The 19,304-nt window shown below is 73.0% G+C and carries 13 protein-coding genes and 1 pseudogene; 11 read left to right on the top strand and 3 right to left on the bottom strand.

From position 1 onward, the window contains the following. Positions 1 to 3: 3 nt before the first annotated feature. Positions 4 to 765, bottom strand: a complete 762-nt coding sequence (locus MID12_RS11460; RefSeq protein WP_263166650.1) for a hypothetical protein — start codon at positions 763 to 765, stop codon at positions 4 to 6. 643 nt (positions 766 to 1,408) lie between these two features. Here MID12_RS11460 and MID12_RS11455 point away from each other — a divergent pair. From MID12_RS11455 to MID12_RS11430, 6 genes and pseudogenes are all read left to right on the top strand, one after another. Then, positions 1,409 to 4,381 carry a BTAD domain-containing putative transcriptional regulator gene (locus tag MID12_RS11455; protein ID WP_263166648.1) on the top strand — a complete coding sequence of 991 codons (2,973 nt, stop codon included), beginning with the start codon at positions 1,409 to 1,411 and terminating at the stop codon, positions 4,379 to 4,381. Between the two features lie 209 nt (positions 4,382 to 4,590). Continuing rightward, complete coding sequence (locus MID12_RS11450; protein ID WP_263166647.1) at positions 4,591 to 5,325, top strand: prepilin peptidase; 735 nt, start codon at positions 4,591 to 4,593, stop codon at positions 5,323 to 5,325. 177 nt (positions 5,326 to 5,502) lie between these two features. Further along, a complete protein-coding gene (gene mqnC, locus MID12_RS11445; protein ID WP_040249620.1) occupies positions 5,503 to 6,717 on the top strand; it encodes a cyclic dehypoxanthinyl futalosine synthase in 1,215 nt (404 codons plus the stop codon). Positions 6,718 to 6,760: 43 nt separating this feature from the next. Further along, positions 6,761 to 7,159: pseudogene (locus MID12_RS32435) on the top strand (imidazolonepropionase-like domain-containing protein); the annotation flags it as partial. Between the two features lie 460 nt (positions 7,160 to 7,619). Next, positions 7,620 to 8,315, top strand: a complete 696-nt coding sequence (locus tag MID12_RS11435; protein ID WP_168543278.1) for a demethylmenaquinone methyltransferase — start codon at positions 7,620 to 7,622, stop codon at positions 8,313 to 8,315. A 475-nt stretch (positions 8,316 to 8,790) separates the two neighbouring features. Beyond that, positions 8,791 to 12,048 carry a zinc-ribbon domain-containing protein gene (locus tag MID12_RS11430; protein ID WP_263166642.1) on the top strand — a complete coding sequence of 1,086 codons (3,258 nt, stop codon included), beginning with the start codon at positions 8,791 to 8,793 and terminating at the stop codon, positions 12,046 to 12,048. A 52-nt stretch (positions 12,049 to 12,100) separates the two neighbouring features. On the opposite strand, the gene MID12_RS11425 is transcribed toward MID12_RS11430, so the two are convergent. Beyond that, complete coding sequence (locus tag MID12_RS11425; RefSeq protein WP_411576941.1) at positions 12,101 to 12,661, bottom strand: GNAT family N-acetyltransferase; 561 nt, start codon at positions 12,659 to 12,661, stop codon at positions 12,101 to 12,103. Positions 12,662 to 12,782: 121 nt separating this feature from the next. Between MID12_RS11425 and MID12_RS11420 the strand changes: the two genes are divergently transcribed. Then, on the top strand, positions 12,783 to 14,066 hold the full coding sequence (locus MID12_RS11420) for a geranylgeranyl reductase family protein (RefSeq protein ID WP_040249606.1): 1,284 nt from the start codon (positions 12,783 to 12,785) through the stop codon (positions 14,064 to 14,066). A 588-nt stretch (positions 14,067 to 14,654) separates the two neighbouring features. Here MID12_RS11420 and MID12_RS11415 read toward each other — a convergent pair. Then, the gene (locus MID12_RS11415) at positions 14,655 to 15,452 is read right to left on the bottom strand and encodes a C40 family peptidase (RefSeq protein WP_040249604.1); all 798 of its coding nucleotides are present in this window, start codon (positions 15,450 to 15,452) and stop codon (positions 14,655 to 14,657) included. Between the two features lie 755 nt (positions 15,453 to 16,207). Here MID12_RS11415 and MID12_RS11410 point away from each other — a divergent pair. Genes MID12_RS11410 through MID12_RS11395 form a run of 4 tightly spaced genes read left to right on the top strand, consistent with a single transcriptional unit; the run spans position 16,208 to position 19,294 of the window. Further along, a complete protein-coding gene (locus MID12_RS11410) occupies positions 16,208 to 16,567 on the top strand; it encodes an NADH-quinone oxidoreductase subunit A (RefSeq protein WP_040249601.1) in 360 nt (119 codons plus the stop codon). 50 nt (positions 16,568 to 16,617) lie between these two features. After that, entirely contained in the window at positions 16,618 to 17,172 is a 555-nt protein-coding gene (locus MID12_RS11405) for a NuoB/complex I 20 kDa subunit family protein (RefSeq protein ID WP_040249598.1), read from the top strand. Then, a complete protein-coding gene (locus tag MID12_RS11400; RefSeq protein WP_052482260.1) occupies positions 17,169 to 17,945 on the top strand; it encodes an NADH-quinone oxidoreductase subunit C in 777 nt (258 codons plus the stop codon). The genes MID12_RS11405 and MID12_RS11400 overlap by 4 nt, the downstream gene beginning before the upstream one ends. Then, positions 17,942 to 19,294, top strand: a complete 1,353-nt coding sequence (locus tag MID12_RS11395) for an NADH-quinone oxidoreductase subunit D (protein ID WP_040249593.1) — start codon at positions 17,942 to 17,944, stop codon at positions 19,292 to 19,294. Before MID12_RS11400 ends, MID12_RS11395 begins: the two co-directional genes overlap by 4 nt. Positions 19,295 to 19,304: the final 10 nt, after the last annotated feature.

The following is a 19,304-nucleotide window of genomic DNA, read 5'->3' as shown; positions in this document are numbered from 1 at the left end:
GGGTCACCGGCAACCTCCTGGCTCCGACTCGACGGACGTCGTCACCCAGACCCCCTGCGCGTTCTTCCGCAGGGCCGTCCGGTACTGCACCTTCGGGGACTCGCCCTTCGGAGTCCCCTCCTTCTTCCCGGTCTTGAGGTCCTTGCTGAAGCCCTTGCTCTCGTCGACGCAGTAGAAGAGCGTGGCCGCGCCTGCGCCGGTCAGCCGGGCCCGCGGGTCGTAGACCCTGACCTCGCCGACGAGGGTGAGGCCCTCATATCCGGCCACCCATTTCCGGCCCGACTCCCGTGCGCCCCGGGCGCTGTAGAAGGACAGGTACGAGGCGTCCGGGTCGGCGTCGCCGATGGCCGCGTACGAGCCGCGCAGCCGCTCCTTGCCGTCGTCGAGGACCGCCTGCGCCTTCGGGTCGCTGTCCGTCCAGCCGGTGAACTCGGCCCGGAATCCGGCCGGGAGGGTGATCTCGGGCCGGTCCGCGCGCGGCGAGGCGGAGGCCGAGGGCGACGGCGACCGGGAGCCCTTGTCCGCGCCCTCGATCGTGTCCGGGGAGTCCCCGTCCCCGTCACCGCCGCAGGCGGTCAGGAGGAGGGCCGCGGCGGTGGTCAGGGCTGCGGCGAGGTGCAGGGTGCGGGTGCGGCGGGCCACGGTTGCGGTTCCCCTCGGGTCGGTCTTGGCGGCGGTGTGCTGGGCGGCCTTGCCGGCGGGAGCGCTGGCCGGTTCCAGGCCGTCGACGAAGCTATCAGCAGGGCCTCGGCCGGGGGCGGGCACCGGCTGGTGATCCTGTGCACGTTTGGGAAGGCCGCTCGGGGCCGGGGCTGGGGCACGGGCATCCGCTCCCTGGTGGACGTCGGACAGGCGCCGGAGCGAGGGCTCCCGCAGCGCTTCGTGGCGCTTCGTGGTGCCGGGCTTCCTGGGTTCGCGGCGCCGGGTCTCCTGGGTCTACGACGCGGTGCGGCGCCTCGGCAGTTCCCCCGGGAGCGGTCATCCGCCCTCGCCGGTACGGGGTTTGGGCGGCCGGGGCCGTGAACTGTGCGCGGATGGTGCGCACTTCGCGAACGCGGGGTGGGCCGGGCGCGGCCGGTCGGCGGAGGGAACCGGGCGGGCCGTTCTCGGCGTCCTTGCACGAGGCCGGGCGGGGTCGGGTGAGGCCGGGTGAGTCCGGGCGGGCCGGGGCGAGGTGGCCGGAAACCGCCTCTCCGTACACGAATCCGTACTTTCGCGTCCCATGCCGCAAGCCCGACCCAGGGTTATCCACAGGCCTGCCCGGCCTTCGACACTGTCCGTACGATCTCAGTAGGGTCGCCTTTCCGGCTTCCTTCCTGTCACCTGCACCTGGCCCGCACCGCACGCCCGCACCACCCCGCTGCTTCCCCTACTCCACCACTCCACTACTCCCCACAGGATTTCCGTCATGGCGCGCTCCACCTCACGCTCGACCGGCTCCGGCGGCCGGCCGAACCAGCCGCGTACGCAGACGTTGCCGCGGAGCCGTACCTTCCTGGACTTCGTGCGGGCGTTCTTCGCCTTCGTGGCGCTCGTGGTGCTCCTCGTCGGGGTGCCGGGCGCGCTGGCGGTGACCGTCGGCTGGCCGCTGCCGGACGGTCCGCCGTCCATGGACTGGCTCCAGCAGGAGATCACCGTCGAGACCTTCGTGGGTGTGCTCACGGTCGTGGTCTGGCTGGCCTGGGCGCAGTTCACCGCCTGTGTGCTGGTGGAGATCAAGGCCGCGATCACCGGGGTCGGGGTGCCCGGGCGGGTGCCCGGCGCGGGACCGAGCCAGCTGCTCGCCCGGCAGCTCATCGCCGCCGTCCTCCTCATCGGGGCGACCGCGGCGAGCTTCGCGCCCGGACTCTCGCAGCTCGGCCAGCAGTTCCAGGAGCCCAACCAGGCGCCGGTGGCCTCGGCGCAGCAGACCCCCGGACTCTTCGGGCAGGGGCAGCAGACCGCCGAGCAGACCGCGAGCGCGGTGGCCGAGCAGGCCCGGCACGCGGGCGAGCAGGCCGCCGAACAGGGCGGCGCCGCGGCGCAGGACGACACGAAGTTCTACCGGATCCAGCCTCCGGAGGGCCGCCACCACGACTCCCTGTGGGAGATAGCGGAGCGGCACCTCGGCGACGGCCGCCGCTACCACGAGATCTACGAACTCAACAAGGACCGTGCGCAGCCCGACGGTTCGAAGCTCTCCGAGGCGAGCCTGATCCGGCCCGGCTGGATCATGGAGATGCCCGGCGACGCCCGCGGCGGCGAACTCGTCGAGATGCCGCACGCGGCGCCGAGCGTCTCCCCGGACGTCCAGGAGCAGATCGCCGACTACGCCAAGACCGGCGACCGGGGCGCGGGCGGCGGCCAGCAGGGCGGCAGGGTCGACCAGGACACCACCAACATCGCGCTGCCCACCCAGCGCCCGGCCCCCGACGCCGGCTTCGAGCACGCGGACCTCAAGGGCGGCGGCCACCAGGCACCGCAGGCCGCCGACTCCGAGAGCGGCTTCTCCTTCGGCCTGCCCGAGGCGCTGCTCACCGCCCCGCTGCTCGCGGCCGGGCTGCTCGGCGCGCTCGGCGCCCGGCGCCGCCAGGCCCTGTGGCAGTCGGCGATGGGCGCGGTCCGCGGGCGGGGCATGGAGCCGCCGACGCCGACCGGTGACGCCGCCGATGTCCAGGACGCCCTGCTCGTCGGCGCCGATCCGGAGGGGGTGCGGCTGCTCGACCTCTCGCTGCGCGGCCTGGCCGCCTCGCTCGCCGAGGACTCGCGCCCGCTGCCCACGGTGTACGCGGCCTGGCTGAGCAACGGCGATCTGCACCTCCAGCTCGCCCAGCCCGCGGGCAACCCGCCCGCGCCCTGGCAGCTCGGCCAGGACCAGACCTTCTGGATGCTCGCCCGCGCGGACGCCGCCCGCTACGGGGACGTGGACACCGCGGCCCCGTACCCGGGCCTGGTCTCCCTCGGCACCCTGGAGGACTCCCGGCTGCTGCTCAACCTCGAAGCGGTGCCGGGCATCGTCTCGCTCAGCGGCAGCGCCGAGGACCGGGCGGCCGTCTTCGCCTCGGTCGCCGCCGAACTGGCCACCAACGGCTGGTCGGACCGGATGACCATCACCCTCGTCGGCTTCGGCCAGGACCTCACCCCGCTGGCGCCCAACCGGCTGCGCCACCTCGACGGCATCGAGGCCCTCATCGAGACCATGGAGGCCGAGACCCGCCAGCGCCGCGGCGCGCTCGGCGCGGCCGGACACGACTCCGTCCTCACCGGGCGCACCGGGCCCGCCCAGCACACCCGCTGGGCCCCGCACCTGGTGCTGCTCGCCGCCGAACCGGAGGCCGAGGACGCGGTCACGCTCGCCGAACTCGCCGCCGACGCCAGCAGGTTGGGCATCGGCTACCTGGTCGGTACGGGCTCCGGGGACCTGCCGGGCGCGGCCTGGGAGATGGAGATCACCGCCGAGGGACGGCTGCTCGCCCCGCTGCTCGGCCTCGAACTCGACGCCCAGCTGCTGCCCGCTGCCCAGCAGCGCGCCGTGGTCGACCTGTTCGTCGCGGCCGACCCGCAGCAGGCCCGGCAGGGCGGGGAGTCCGCCACCGCCCCGCCGCCCTTCCTGGTCGACATCAGCGAACAGGGGCGGCCCGCGGTCTACGCCCGCCTGGTCGGCCCGTACGAGATCATCGGCCTGGAGACCCCGGACGGCGAGCGCAGCGCCCAGCTGCACGAGGCGCTCGCGCTGCTCCTGCTGCACCGCGAGGGCGTGCATCCGCGGGTGCTCGCCTCGGCGCTGTGGCCGCGCGGGGTCACCGAGGACGTACGGGACGCGCTCATCGCCCGGCTGCGGGAGTGGCTCGGCACCGACGCGGACGGCATGGCCCGGCTCGGCACCGACGCCACCGGGCGGCTCACGCTCGCCAAGTCGGTCGTCTCCGACCTGGACGTGCTGCGCTCGCTGTACCACGAGGCGACCCAGGGCCGCGGGGTCGACTCCCGGGCGATCAGGGGCCGGTTGCTGACCGACGCCCTCGTGCTCGTCCGCGGCCCGCTGCTGCCGGAGCGCCCGCGGGGCCGGTACGGCTGGCTCACCCACGAGATCATCGACGCCCAACTGCCGCTGCTCGTCGCGGACATCGGGCTCGCCCTCGCCGACTTCCACCTGGAGAAGGACCGGGCGCAGAAGGCGATCGAGGCGCTCGACGCCGCGCTCGGCTCGGCCCCCGCCGACGAGCGCCTGTGGCACGAACTGCTCCGGGCCACGCACGCCCTCGGCGACACCGACCGCCTGCGCGCCCTCGCCACCGACCTGATAACCCGCAGCGGGGCCCGCGGCCTGCCGCCCCGCACCGAGGCGCTCCTGGACGAGCTGTTCCCGGCCTGGCGCGAGACCCCCTCGGCCACGGGCTGACCACCGGCACGACCGACGAGCACCCCTACGACGGCGACCAGGACGACGAGCACGGCCATGACGACGACGGTGATCAGGACGACGACTGCGACCAGGACGACGACTGCGACCAAGGCGATGAGCACGGCCCCGGCCTCGGCTCCGTCCTCGACTCCGGCCCCGGCCCCGCCGGCTCGCAGCCGTGAGGGCCGTGAGGGGTACGCGTACCCATGAGTCCGGAGAGCTGGCTGGTCCTCGTCGCCCTGCTGTGGGGTGGCGCCGCGGGGTGGCTGCTGCCCCGGCCCGTGTACCGGCTTGCGGTGCCCGCGGGGGAGGAGCGGCCGGAGCGGACCCCGCAGGGGCGGGAGTTCGGCGGGCCGTTCGGCGGCTGGCTGGGACCGGCGCGGGCGGGCGGGGAGCGCTACGGCCCCTCGGCGCCGCCGACCGCGGTGGCCACCGCGCTGGTGTGCGGAGCGCTCGCCGCGGCCACCGGCACCCGGCCCGAGCTGGGGGCCTGGCTGCTGCTCGCGCCCGTGTTCGTGCTGCTCGCGATGGTCGACTTCCGGGTGCAGCGGCTCCCGGACCCGCTGACGCTGCCGCTCGCGGGCGGCGCGCTGCTCCTCCTCGGCGGCGCCGCGCTGCTGCCGGAGCACGGCGGGGACTGGACCGGGGCGCTCCTCGGGGCCCTCGCCCTCGGCCTCTTCTTCTTCGTACTGTTCCTGATCAACCCGCGCGGCATGGGCTTCGGCGATGTGAAACTCGTCCTCTCGCTCGGCGCGGTCCTCGGCTGGTACAGCTGGGGCGGACTGCTGCTCGGCACCTTCGTCGGCTTCCTGCTCGGCGCGCTGTACGGGGTGGGCCTGGTCGCCCTGCGCCGGGCGGACCGCAAGACCTCGATCCCCTTCGGCCCCTTCCTCATCGCGGGCGCGCTGCTGGGCGTACTGATGGGGGCGTACGCCGCCTGAGCAGGCACCCCGCGCCGCCGCGTGCCGGCACCCCGCCCCGGCACCCCGCCCACCGGGCGATTCTGTGCCGAGGGCCCTGGCGTACGCTGGACCGGTCCGTCACGCCATGAACGTTCCCCCGGGAGTTCCGGGAGATCCCCGCCGGAGCGTCGTGGAGCACCTGTCGAAAGGACCCCGGTGACCGAGCAGGCCGACCTCACCTCTGTGGACGTCCACGCCGTACTCGACCGAGCTGCCGCGGGCGGACGGATCAGCGCCGAGGAAGCGCTCGCCGTGTACCGCGACGCGCCGCTGCACGCGCTCGGCTCGGCCGCCGACGCGGTGCGCCGCCGCCGGTACGCGGGCACCGAGCACATCGCCACGTACATCATCGAGCGCAACATCAACTACACCAACGTCTGCGTGACGGCCTGCAAGTTCTGCGCCTTCTACGCGGCGCCCAAGGACAAGGCCAAGGGCTGGACCCGCGACCTCGACGACATCCTGCGCCGCTGCGCGGAGACCGTGGAGCTGGGCGGCACCCAGATCATGTTCCAGGGCGGGCACCACCCGGACTACGGCGTCGAGTACTACGAGGAGCACTTCTCCGCGATCAAGAAGGCCTACCCCCAGCTGGTCATCCACTCGCTGGGCGCCTCCGAGGTCGAGCACATGGCGCGGATCTCCAAGGTGAGCGTGGAGGAGGCGATCACCCGCATCCACGCGGCGGGCCTGGACTCCTTCGCGGGCGCGGGCGCCGAACTGCTGCCCGCCCGCCCGCGCAAGGCGATCGCCCCGCTCAAGGAGTCCGGCGAGCGCTGGCTGGAGATCATGGAGATCGCCCACGGCCTCGGCGTCGAGTCCACCTCGACCATGCTGATGGGCACCGGCGAGACCAACGCCGAACGCATCGAGCACCTGCGGATGATCCGCGACGTGCAGGACCGCACCGGCGGCTTCCGCGCCTTCATCCCGTACACGTACCAGCCCGAGAACAACCACCTGAAGGGCCGCACCCAGGCCACGATCTTCGAGTACCTGCGAATCCTCGCGGTGGCGCGGCTCTACCTGGACAACGTGGCGCACATCCAGGGTTCGTGGCTGACCACGGGCAAGGAGATCGGGCAGTTGTCGCTGCACTACGGTGCCGACGACCTCGGTTCGATCATGCTGGAGGAGAACGTGGTCTCCTCGGCCGGTGCCAAGCACCGCTCCAACCGCCTGGAGATCATCGATCTGATCCGCCGTGCGGGCCGGGTTCCCGCGCAGCGGGCCACCACCTACGAGCACCTGGTGGTCCACGAGGACCCGGCGAACGACCCGGTCGACGACCGCGTGGTCTCGCACATCTCCTCCACCGCCATCGAGGGCGGCACCGCCCACCCCGAACTCAAGCTGCTGGCCCCCAACTGACCGGCCCCGATCCCGGCCGGGCCGCCCGGAGGCGGACCACGCGATGCTGACCCTGCACCTGGCCGAGGCCTCGCCCGGCACCGCGGTCCTCGTCTCCGGTGCGCTGATCGAAGCGGTCGGGCCGGGCGAGGAGCTGGCCGCCGCGTACCCGGGGGCGCGGGAGCGGCGCTGGCCCGGACTCCTCACGCCCGGACTGGTGCACCCCTTCGGGCCGGAGCTCCTGGAGCGGACCTACCATCCCGATCCGCGCGAGGCCGCCGACCTCGGCACCGAGCCGCTGACCGGCGCGGCCGCGGCGGAGCTCCTCGCCGCCGACCCCTCCCGGCCGGGCGCCAGCGCCCGGCGCGGAGTGCAGCGGCTGCTCGCCCACGGCGTGGTCGCCCTCGCGGGTGAACTGCGGCTGCGCGCCGCCCTCGACGCGGTACGGCGCTCCGGGCTGGCCCAGGTGGCCTGGACCGGGGGGTCGGAGGGGGCGTCCGTCCACATTCCTGGAGTCGGCGCCGGGACGGCGACCGGCACGGGGACCTCGACCGGCAGCGGCAGCGGCACCGAGACCGGGACCCGCACCCGCACAGGCACCGGCTCCGATACGGGCACCCGCACAGGCACAGGCACCGGCACCGGCACCGATACCGGGACCGGCACCGCAGGCGCGGCCGGTCCGGGGGAGGCCGGTCCGGGCGGAGGCCGGTGGCCCGTGCTCGATCCGTACGGCTGCGGGGTGCCGGTGGTCACCGGGGCGCCGCTGGTCGCGGGCGGCCCGGCGGCCTTCGCCGTCTTCGACGCCGCGGACCCCCGGGAACTCGCCGAGCGGGGCGGTGCCTGCTGTGTGGCCACGGTGCTCGGCGGGCGGTTGGTGCACCGCCGCCGGTGAGCCGGGGGCTTGCTGCCACAATGGGTGCGTGACCCGCGCATCCCTGGACAAGCAGCCGCACGAAGTCGCCTCGATGTTCGACGACGTGGCGGACCGGTACGACCTCACCAACGACGTGCTGTCGCTCGGGCAGGCCCGGCTGTGGCGCCGCGAGGTGGCCAAGGCCGTGGACGCCCGCCCGGCCCAGAAGATCCTGGACCTCGCCGCCGGCACCGCCACCTCCTCGCTGCCCTTCGCGCAGACCGGCGCCTACGTGGTGCCCTGCGACTTCTCCCTCGGTATGCTCCAGGTCGGCAAGCGCCGCCACCCCTGGCTGCCGCTCACCGCGGGCGACGCGACCAAGTTGCCGTTCCAGGACGACACCTTCGACGCCGTCACCATCTCCTTCGGCCTGCGCAACGTCCAGGCCACCGAGTCCGCGCTGCGCGAGCTGTACCGGGTGACGCGCCCCGGCGGCCGGGTCGTCATCTGCGAGTTCTCGCAGCCGACCTGGGCCCCCTTCCGCACCGTCTACACCGAGTACCTGATGCGCGCCCTGCCGCCGGTGGCCCGCGCGGTCTCCTCCAACCCGGAGGCGTACGTCTACCTCGCCGAGTCGATCCGCGCCTGGCCCGACCAGCCCGCGCTGGCCGCCCTGCTGCAGAAGGCCGGCTGGTCCAAGGTGGCCTGGCGCAATCTCAGCGGGGGGATCGTGGCCCTGCACCGCGGGGTCAAGCAGGGCTGAGACGGCGGTGCCCCTCGGCGGTCGGGGGAGGCGTCTTCCGGCCTTGCGACAGCCGGAGGCTCCGGGCCTTCCGACAGCTGGAGGTCCCGGCTTTGCGGTAGGCGAGGCTCCCGGTCCTGCGGCAGCGGGGCTCCTGGCCTTGTGTCAGCGGGACTCCCTGCCGTGCCGTAGCCGTCGGGGGCAACTCCCGCCGTTCGGGCGGTGGTTGCGCCGCCCCCTCGCTCTCGCGCCACCTGTCCCGGATACCAAGGGGCGGCGTTCGACCCGGCCTTGAGCGTGCCGTCCTGCCAACTCCCGCTCCTCTCCTGGCGGTTCCGGGATTTCCTGGTGATCACGGGAACCGGAACCCCCGGGAAATATGTCCGTTGTTCACGAACCCAGGGGCGCGTCACCCGCTCTGACGCGCCGTCACCGGGGCCCCGGCCCCGGCGGGTTCGCCTCCCCGTCCGCTCAACGCCTCACTCGGAGCATCCCCATGGCGTCCTGCCCGCACTGCGGTGCCCAGGCTCCCGACGAGGCCCGTTACTGCATGCAGTGCGGGCGTCAGCGCAGACCGGAGGCGGCCGAGACCGCCTCCGCCTCAGGAGCCGTCCCCGAAGCCGACCGGCCCGCCTCCGCCGACCCTGCCGACTCCGCCGCCGACCCCGGCGGGCCGAACGGTGACGGAGACCCGGAGGACCGTGAACTCCCGCAGAACCCGGGGGACTTGGCGGAACCCGAGGACTCGCACGGCCAGACGGACGCGGGCGGCCCCCGGCCCGGGGAGACGGTCCATGCCGCGTTCATCACCGAGGTGACCGTGGTCGCGGAGGACGCCGACTCCGAGGCGGGGCAGGGCGGTTCGGCCACCCCGGAGCACCCGCCCACCGCGACCGACTCGGCTGCGGCGCCACTCGCCCGGTCCGTCTCCGGTTCCGCCACGGCTCCGTCCGCTGGGTCCGACTCCGGGTCCCCCACGGCCCCGTCCGCCGGGGCCGCTCCGTCCGCGAAGCCCACCCCGCTCACGAAGACCCCTCCTACGACGGCGCCGTCCACCGAGGCCCCGTCCACGGAGCCCCCGCCCATAGAGCCCGCAGCCGCGAAGTCCGGTACGGAGGACGCCAGTTCGGAGGCCCCGGGCACCGCCCCGAGCCCGCCCGAGCAGCCTCCTCCCGCCCCCGCCCAAGCCCCTCCGACCCCGCAGCAACCCCCCGCGCACCCGCCCACGGTGACCGGACTCTCCGCCCCGTCGACCCCGTCGGCCCCGTCGGCCCCGTCGGCCCCTCCCACCCCGCCCGCGCAGGCGCCGGTGCCCGGCGCTCCCGCCCAACCCTCCGCCGCAGGCCTGTTCTTCGGGCGGATGCTGCGCGGTGACTGGGCCGGGGCCGCGCAAGCCGCCTTCGTACCGCTGGGGGTGCTGCTCCTCGGGGCGTTCGCGCTGGCCCTGCCCAAGTACGGGCAGGGGGACGAGGTGGTCGTCGGGTACGCCGACCGGATGCGGATCGCGCTCGCCCTGCTGCTCAAGTCGGTCGGCGGCGGCTTCTCGCTCGGGGTGGAGGTGAACCGGCCCGCCAACCCCTTCGGCTCGGGCGGCGGTTCGGACGGGCCGTACGGCTCCGGTGGCGTCTACGGCGGAGGCGGCGCCGAGGAGGCGCTGTCCGGCAGCGCCACGCTCTCCCTGGTGCCCTTCACGGTGACCCTGCTGTGGATCGTCGCCCTGGTGGTCGGTGTCCGTCTGCTGCGCGGCCGGATGCGGCAGGGCGGGGCGGCCTGGGGCCCGACCGCCGGTCTGGAGGCGGCAGTTCGCCTCGCCCTCCTGGTGGGGGCGGGCACCCTGGTGCTGGCCCTGGTGGCGCAGCCCGACCTCCAGGAGGCCGAACTCAGCTCCGCGCCCCTCCTGTCGACGCTGGGCGCGCTGCTGCTCGCCCTGCTGATCGGCGGCGGGATGCTGGAGCGCGAGCGGCTGCGCTGGTGGCTGGCGGCGCGGCCGGGTGCCCGGAGCGCGGTACGGGCGGGCGGCACCGCGCTGCGGGCCCTCGGCGCCGCGCTCGCGCTCAGCGCCCTGGTCACCTTCCTCGCCCTCACCCAGGTCGAGGACCTGGACGAGCTGACCGATCTCAACGGCAGCGGCATCAGCCCGCTGCTCGCCGCCCTGCTCCTGCTGCCCAACATCGCCGTCAGCGGCCTCTCCCTCGCCTGGGGCGCGCCCGTGGAGGCCGAGGCCTCCGGGGCGAGCGGCCTCGGCGGCGGCTCCGACCGGGCGGGTTTCGGCCTGTCGGAGCTGGCGGATGTGACGAGTTCCGGTGCCGTCGTGGGCGCGCTCGCGCTCGGCACCGTCTGCGCGCTGCTCATCGGGATCCTCACCGCCCGCCGCTCCGCCAACCGGGGCGAACAGCTGCTCGCGGCGGGCCTGAGCTACCTCGGCTTCCTGCTCCTCGTCGCCCTCGGCGGCATCGGGGTCGAGGGCGCGGCGGGCCCGGGCGGTCCCGGGGGCGGCGGTTCCGTCGAGGCCGGTACGCCGTTCCCGGAGGCGATGCTCTTCGGCCTGCTGTGGATCGGCGCGGCCACCTTCCTCGCCCCCTTCCTGCTCCGCCTCGCCCCGGGCGCGGCCGCGGCTCCCGGCACGCCCGCGGTGCCGGGTACCACCGGAGTCCCGGGTGCCACCGGAGTCCCGGGCGCCTCCGCGGCCCCCGGCGCCCTCGCGGCCCCGGGCACCTCACCCTCCACAGCGGCCACTCCCGCCGCACCGGCAACCTCCGCCGCGTCAGGGGCACCCGGCACGCCCGCTGCCCCCACCACACCCACCCCACTCGCCTCACCCGCAACTCCCGCCACCCCAACCCCAGTTGCCCTCACCCCCCACCAGGCCCACCCCGCCGAGCAGGCCTCCGCCCCCACCCCGTACCCGTACGCGTACCCCGCCGAGCAGGTGCCCGGGCCGTACCCGGGGCCCTATCAGCTCGGCCCCGTCGAGGCGGGCGCGGGGCGTGGGCCGGGCGGGGGCCGGCGGCGGAGTCCGGCCGTGGTGTGGTCGGCGACGCTGGTCTGCGCGCTGCTGCTCGGCGGGGGCGCCGCGGCCGGGGTGGTCCTCTGGGACCGGGACGGCGGCGACGGGAAGCAGAGCGACGACAAGGCCGGTTCCGGGCCCTCCCGGCCGGGCGGGGACCGCGAGGACCCGACCGGGGGCGCCACGGACGATCCGGCCGGGGGCGAGGACCCGGCGACCGGGGACCCGGGAACCCAGGACCCCGGGACCCAGGACCCGGATGTCGCCGAGGAGCCCACGGGGGCGGCGAGCGTGCCCGCCGGGTACCACGAGGTCTCCAGCCCGATGGGCTACTCCTTCGCGGTGCCGGACGGCTGGCAGAAGCGCAAGGTCGAGCGCGGCACCCAGACCGTCTTCGCGCCCGCCGGGGGTCCGGAGAGCTTCGTGGTCGGGGTGATCACCGACGCCGGGTACACCTCGTACGACAACTTCCTCAGCATGGAGCGGACCGCGAAGAAGCGGCACGGGGACTACCGGCGGATCCGGCTGGAGCCGAACATCTTCCAGGGGCGGTCCGGAGCGGTCTGGGAGTACACCTACACCGATGAGGCGGGGAGGCTGATCCACGCCAAGGACCAGGGGTACGTGGACAGTTCGGGCACCGAGTACGCCACCCAGCTGCTCGGGCCCGACGAGGACTGGGACACCGTGCTGAGCGGTGCCTTCGACACGGCCCTCGACACCTGGCGGCTGTCCGGCAGCGACTGAGCGGGCGGGGCGCCGGGGCGGGGAGTGGAACCTCCCGCCCCGGCGCCCGGCGTCACAGCGCCAGCCGGTAGCAGTGGCCCTCGCGCCGGGAGACCGGGGTCAGGAAGGTCTCCGCGAGTTCCATGCCGAGGCGGCGGGTGACCGCCACCGAGCGCGCGTTGCGGGCGTCCACCATGGCGACGACCCGGCCGACGCCCGCCGCGCGCAGCCGCTCCAGGGTGGTCTCGGCGGCGGCGGTGGCATAGCCCCGGCCCCAGTAGTCCCGGCCGAGCCGCCAGCCGATCTCGATCTCGCCCGCCGGGCCCCAGCTGTGCGGCCAGGGCTGGGCCCCGGTGAAGCCGAGGACCTCGCCGCCGGGGCCGAGCATGGTCCACAGGCAGAAGCCGCGCTCGGCGTCGTGGCGGCGCTGCCGGGCGGTCAGCTCCTCGTAGACGGACAGCTCCGCGGAGCGGCCGCCGTGGAATTCCATGACCTCGGGGTCGGCGAAGACGCGATGCCAGGCGTAGGCGTCCTCGTCGGTGGGAACCCGCAGGTCGACCGCGGGCAGCGGCCGGTCCGGCGCCACCGCGGTGCGCGGTGCGGTCAGCGAGCCCGGTGTTCTCGGTTCTGTCACGAGCGGCCCTTCGGCTGGGTGAGCGGTGCCGCTGAATAGACTGCCCGTGTCCTGTGCCCCTCGGCACGCGGAATACTGAAAACCCATGGCCCGAGAATTCCGACAGTGGGGAGTGCCCGCCGTGACCGAGCTTCTTGCCGACAACTCCGCGGATGTCATCGTCGTAGGGGCCGGCCCCGCCGGTTCGACGACCGCCTATCACCTCGCCAAGGCCGGACTCGACGTCCTGCTCCTGGAGAAGACGGCCTTTCCGCGCGAGAAGGTCTGCGGCGACGGACTGACACCGCGTGCCGTCAAGCAGCTCGTCGCGATGGGGATCGACATCTCCGAGGAGGCGGGCTGGCTGCGCAACAAGGGCCTTCGGATCATCGGCGGCGGCGTCCGGCTCCAGCTCGACTGGCCCGATCTGGCCACGTACCCGGACTACGGCCTGGTGCGCAAACGCGACGACTTCGACGAGCAGCTCGCCCGCCAGGCGCAGAAGGCCGGGGCCCGCCTCCACGAGCGCTGCAACGTCGGCTCCCCGATCACCGACGAGCGCACCGGGCACATCACCGGGGTGCGCGCCAAGCTCGGCGAGGACAAGAAGGAGGTCAGCTTCCACGCCCCGCTGGTCATCGCCGCGGACGGCAACTCGACGCGGATCTCCCTCCAGATGGGCCTGCACCGCCGCGAGGACCGGCCGATGGGTGTCGCGGTGCGCACCTACTTCACCTCGCCCCGGCACGACGACGACTACCTGGAGTCCTGGCTGGAGCTGTGGGACCGGCGCGACGGCCAGGAGCGGCTGCTGCCCGGCTACGGCTGGATCTTCGGCATGGGCGACGGCACCTCCAACGTCGGCCTCGGCGTGCTCAACACCACCGCCGCCTTCAAGGAGCTGGACTGGCGCGAGGTCCTCAAGACCTGGTGCGCCTCGCTGCCCGAGGACTGGGGCTACACCGAGGAGAACATGACCGGCCCGATCCGCGGGGCCGCCCTCCCGATGGCCTTCAACCGCCAGCCGCACTACACCAAGGGCCTGATGCTGGTCGGCGACGCGGGCGGACTGGTGAACCCGTTCAACGGCGAGGGCATCGCGTACGCCATGGAGTCCGGCCAGATCGCCGCCGACGTGGTGGTCCAGGCGCACGCCCGCGCCACCCGCGAGCAGCGCGAACTCGCCCTGCAGAACTACCCGAAGGTCCTCAAGCAGACCTACGGCGGCTACTACACGCTCGGTCGCGCCTTCGTGAAGCTGATCGGCAACCCGAAGGTCATGAGGATCGCCGCCGAGCGCGGTCTGACCCACCCGCTGCTGATGAAGTTCACCCTGAAGATGCTCGCCAACCTCACCGACCCGAGCGGCGGCGACGCGATGGACCGCATCATCAACGGCCTGAGCCGGGTGGCCCCGAAGGCCTGAGTTCCCGCGTCCCGGCCTTCTGCGCGCCGGTTCCGGTACGTACGTGCACGGCCGTGCGGCCCGGTTCGTCCCCGAGGTGGGGGCGGGCCGGGCCGCGTGCGTTGCGGGCGCCTGGGCGACTCAGGGGGTGAAGCTGCCTGGCTCCGGGCGTGGACTTGCCCGGCTCCGGGAGTAAATCGGTGCAGAGCGGGGCTAATTGGGGCGCCGGGCCCCTGACCGGGCCGCCGCCCGGCCCTCGTTCTGTGGCGCGTCCACCCTGCCGGGCCTCTGGAGCGGCCGCTGACGGCCTCGACGGGGCCGGGAGAGGGGCGGGGCGGTCCGGGCGGTTCCCCGGCCTCTGAGGGGCGCTCTCCGGGTGCCGGGAGAGGCGCGGTCGCGGTACGCGCGGTTGCCGGGGTGTGAACAAGCCCCCGCAGGGCGGCTGTTCGGGGTGCGCGAAACCGCATGTACCGGGTCGAAACCGGCTGGGATCCGCGGGAGCCCGTATACGGGCGAAGGCCGCCGCTCCCGGTGGGGGAGAGGCGGCCTTCGTCCGTGTCGTCGGGGGCCCGTGCGGGACCCCGGTCGTTCAGTGGCGGGTCCGGTGGCTCACAGGACGCGGATCGCGCCGCTGGCCGGGTAGCCGGAGAGGTCCTGGATCACGACGCCCTTGGAGGGGTTCGCGGCGTCCAGGTACTGGCCGCCGCCGAGGTAGACGCCGACGTGGTGGGCGCTGCCCGCGCCGCCCCAGTACAGGATGTCGCCGGCCTGGGCGCTGGAGACCGAGACCTGGGTGCCCGCGGTCGACTGCTCCTGCGAGGTGCGCGGGAGGCTGATGCCGGCCTGCTGGAACGCGGCCTGGACGAGGCCGGAGCAGTCCCAGGAGCTGGGGCCGGTGCCGCCCATGACGTAGGGCTTGCCGAGCTGGGCCTTGAGGAAGGAGATGACCGTGCTGACGCTGCCGCTGGACGGCGTGGCGACGGGGGTGAGCGCGGTGCGGGCGGAGGAACGGTTCGCCCGCTGCTCGGCCGCGCGGGCGGCCTTCTCCTTCGCCTCCTCGGCGGCCTTCTTCTTGGCCTCCTCGGCCTTGCGCTCCGCGGCGGCCTGGTCCTTCTTGGCCTGCTTCACGGCGCGTTCGGTCGCGGTCTCGCGGGTGGCCTGCAGTTCGTAGGTGTCGGCCGCCTGCTGGATCTGCGCGGCGGACTCGGCGGTCTGCGTGGACAGGCCCTCGGTGAGGGTGGGCAGCTCGATGGTCTCGGTGGCCGGTTCCGCCGCGTTCGCGGGGCCCGCCGCACCGGCCACTGCCAGGGTGCTGAGGAAGCCACCGGCAACTCCGGCCCGCAGTGCCAGCTTCGACTGACTGCGGCGGGGCTTCCGGTGGCTGCGTATGTGAGCGCTGTGGGACATGGGACAACCGCTATCAGGGCTCCACCGTTACCTTCAAGAAACGTGGGCTGCGCCACAGTTACCGTTTTGTCCGGCCGAACCGCGCCCCGAGAGCCCCTTATTGACGCCGTAACGGGCAATGCGGACGCGGGCTTTCCCCTCCCTGTGCACGGGCTATTCGCGATACGTCCGAATTGCCCCGCGCCTACCACCCGTTGGGAAGATTGGCCAAGCCCCGTTCCCCGGCCAGGGTGGCCGATGTGGCGCAGGTCACGGAACGATCACACGGCGGGCCGCGTCCGCTCGTGAATCCGCGCACGTATGCGGCGCGCGTCCACGATCATCACCGGATCTCCTTCCGGCGGGTGAATCCGCGCCTCCTATCAAGAAGGTGTGTCCAGCACCAATTTTGTGCGATTCGCCGGGACTTGATAATGCGCGACCCGTCCCCTACGTGGCCGACTGGGCCGGATGTCACGTCTCGTGGTCACTCGGGTGTCTCCGGTGTGAACTGCGGGGTGGCACTGCGTGCATGATCCACGGGCTCGTGGTGCAGATCACAAAGATCGTCTTGTACCCCGTGTCGCAGATCACAGACGGGCGGGCATAGGATGCACGGCAGTTGGGCTTGTGACCTGCTTCACATGCGCGCGATCTTCAGGAATCCGCACACCAGGCGGCTTCCGGAGGCGGGCGCACCGCACGGGACGCGGAGGGGAGCGGGAGGGCCCGGCGTCGCCGAAGCAGTCAAAGCCGACTGAGAGGAGCGGGGAGCGGTGAACGCGTATGCGCCCATCCTCGTACTGGGAGCCCTGGGGGCCGCCTTTGCGATCTTCTCCGTGATCGCGGCCTCGCTCATCGGCCCGAAGCGGTACAACCGGGCCAAGCTGGAGGCCTACGAGTGCGGTATCGAGCCGACCCCGACTCCGGCCGGTGGCGGGCGATTCCCGATCAAGTACTACCTGACGGCGATGCTCTTCATCGTCTTCGACATCGAGATCGTCTTCCTCTACCCGTGGGCGGTCACCTTCGACGCGCTGGGCCTCTTCGGCCTCGTCGAAATGCTGCTGTTCGTGGTCACGGTCTTCGTCGCCTACGCCTATGTCTGGCGCCGCGGCGGCCTGGAGTGGGACTGAACACCGCGAAAGACGCAAGCTGGTCTTGAAGGGGCATTAAGGGGCAACCAATGGGACTCGAAGAAAAACTGCCGAGCGGTTTTCTGCTGACCACCGTCGAACAGGCCGCGGGCTGGGTGCGCAAGTCGTCCGTCTTTCCCGCCACCTTCGGCCTGGCGTGCTGCGCCATCGAGATGATGACCACCGGCGCGGGACGCTACGACCTCGCACGCTTCGGCATGGAGGTCTTCCGCGGCTCCCCGCGGCAGGCGGACCTGATGATCGTGGCGGGCCGCGTCAGCCAGAAGATGGCGCCGGTGCTGCGGCAGGTCTACGACCAGATGCCCAACCCCAAGTGGGTCATCTCCATGGGGGTCTGCGCCTCCTCCGGCGGCATGTTCAACAACTACGCGATCGTCCAGGGCGTCGACCACGTCGTCCCGGTCGACATCTACCTGCCGGGCTGCCCGCCGCGCCCCGAGATGCTGATCGACGCGATCCTCAAGCTGCACACCAAGATCCAGGGCTCCAAGCTCGGCGTGAACGCCGCGGAGGCCGCCCGGGAGGCCGAAGAGGCCGCCCTCAACGCACTGCCGACCATCGAGATGAAGGGGCTGCTGCGGTGAGCGGGACCTCTCCTGGCGACAAACCCGACGGCGAATCCACCGGCCCGGACGCGGGGGTGAACCCCGAGGCGGACCTGAACGCCCAGAACCTGCCCGGCCAGCGCGGCGAAGGCGGCGAGGAGATCCGCGTCCAGCGCGGCATGTTCGGCGCCAACAACGGCGGCGACACCTCCGGCTACGGCGGCCTGGTCCGCTCGATCCGGCTGCCCGGCGCGGCCAGCCGCCCGTACGGGGGCTGGTTCGACGAGGTCGCCGACGAGCTGGAGGGCGCCCTGGAGGAGCAGGGACTCGTCCCCGAGAACGCCATCGACAAGACGGTGGTCGACCGCGACGAGCTGACCTTCCACATCCACCGCGAACACCTGGTGCAGGTCGCCCGCACCCTGCGTGACGACCCGGCGCTCCGCTTCGAGCTGTGCACCGGCGTGAGCGGGGTGCACTACCTCCACGACAAGGGCCGCGAGCTGCACGCCGTCTACCATCTGCGTTCGCTCACGCACAATCGGCTCATCCGCCTGGAGGTCAGCGCCCCCGACGCGGACCCGCACATCCCCTCGCTGGTCGCGGTGTACCCGACCAACGACTGGCACGAGCGCGAGGCCTACGACTTCTTCGGCCTCGTCTTCGACGGCCACCCCGCGCTGACGCGGATCATGATGCCGGACGACTGGCAGGGCTTCCCGCAGCGCAAGGACTACCCCCTCGGCGGCATCCCCGTCGAGTACAAGGGCGCCCAGATCCCGGCTCCGGACCAGCGGAGGTCGTACTCGTGAGCACCGACTCCCCCCACGCGGCCGACTGGGGCGACGCCTCCTCCGCCGCACGCGAGACCACCGAGGGGACCGTCTACACGGTCACCGGCGGCGACTGGGACGAGGTCGTCCGGTCCGCCGCCAAGGCCGACGACGAGCGCATCGTCGTCAACATGGGCCCCCAGCACCCCTCCACGCACGGCGTGCTCCGCCTGATCCTGGAGATCGACGGCGAGACGGTCACCGAGGCCCGCTGCGGCATCGGCTACCTGCACACCGGCATCGAGAAGAACCTCGAATTCCGCAACTGGACGCAGGGCACCACCTTCGTCACGCGGATGGATTACCTGACGCCCTTCTACAACGAGGCCGCCTACTGCCTCGGCGTGGAGAAGCTCCTCGGCATCCAGGACGAGATCCCGGAGCGGGCGAACATCATCCGGGTGCTCCTGATGGAGCTGAACCGCCTCTCCTCGCACCTGGTGGCCATCGCCACCGGCGGCATGGAGCTCGGCGCGACGACCATCATGATCTACGGCTTCCGCGATCGTGAACTGATTCTCGATCTCTACGAGCTGATCACCGGCCTGCGGATGAACCACGCCTACATCCGGCCCGGCGGCCTCGCCCAGGACCTGCCGCCCGGCGCCCCGGAGGCGATCCGCGAGTTCCTGAAGACCATGCGCAAGAACCTCCCGGAGTACGACAAGCTCGCCACCGGGAACCCGATCTTCAAGGGCCGCATGCAGGACGTCGGCTACCTCGACCTCGCGGGCTGCATGGCCCTCGGCGCCACCGGCCCCGTGCTGCGCTCCGCGGGCCTGCCGCACGACCTGCGCAAGTCCAGCCCCTACTGCGGCTACGAGACCTACGACTTCGAGGTCCCCACCACCGACACCTGCGACTCCTACGGGCGCTTCCTCATCCGTATCGAGGAGATGCGCGAGTCGCTGAAGATCGTCGAGCAGTGCCTGGACCGGCTGCAGCCGGGCCCGGTGATGGTCGGCGACAAGAAGATCGCCTGGCCCGCGCAGCTCGCGCTCGGCCCGGACGGGCTCGGCAACTCCCTCGACCACATCAAGAAGATCATGGGCACCTCCATGGAGTCCCTGATCCACCACTTCAAGCTGGTGACCGAGGGCTTCCGGGTCCCGCCGGGACAGGCGTACACCGCGGTGGAGTCCCCCAAGGGCGAACTCGGCGTGCACGTCGTCTCCGACGGCGGCACCCGGCCCTTCCGGGTGCACTTCCGCGACCCGTCCTTCACCAATCTGCAGGCCATGGCGGCGATGTGCGAGGGCGGCCAGGTCGCCGACGTCATCGTCGCCGTCGCGTCCATCGACCCCGTGATGGGAGGCGTCGACCGGTGACGACCACACC

The sequence above is a fragment of the Streptomyces sp. SCSIO ZS0520 genome (genome assembly GCF_025643355.1).
Lineage (GTDB): Bacteria > Actinomycetota > Actinomycetes > Streptomycetales > Streptomycetaceae > Streptomyces > Streptomyces physcomitrii.
The sequence above is the reverse complement of the archived record's forward strand: the minus strand, read 5'-3'. Positions and strand labels throughout refer to the sequence as shown.

Coding starts and splice junctions, on each gene's coding strand:
- MID12_RS11455 (WP_263166648.1), top strand. CDS start 1,409: ATGGCGCGCTCCACCTCACGCTCGACCGGCTCCGGCGGCCGGCCGAAC.
- MID12_RS11450 (WP_263166647.1), top strand. CDS start 4,591: ATGAGTCCGGAGAGCTGGCTGGTCCTCGTCGCCCTGCTGTGGGGTGGC.
- MID12_RS11430 (WP_263166642.1), top strand. CDS start 8,791: ATGGCGTCCTGCCCGCACTGCGGTGCCCAGGCTCCCGACGAGGCCCGT.
- MID12_RS11415 (WP_040249604.1), bottom strand. CDS start 15,452: ATGTCCCACAGCGCTCACATACGCAGCCACCGGAAGCCCCGCCGCAGT.
- MID12_RS11405 (WP_040249598.1), top strand. CDS start 16,618: ATGGGACTCGAAGAAAAACTGCCGAGCGGTTTTCTGCTGACCACCGTC.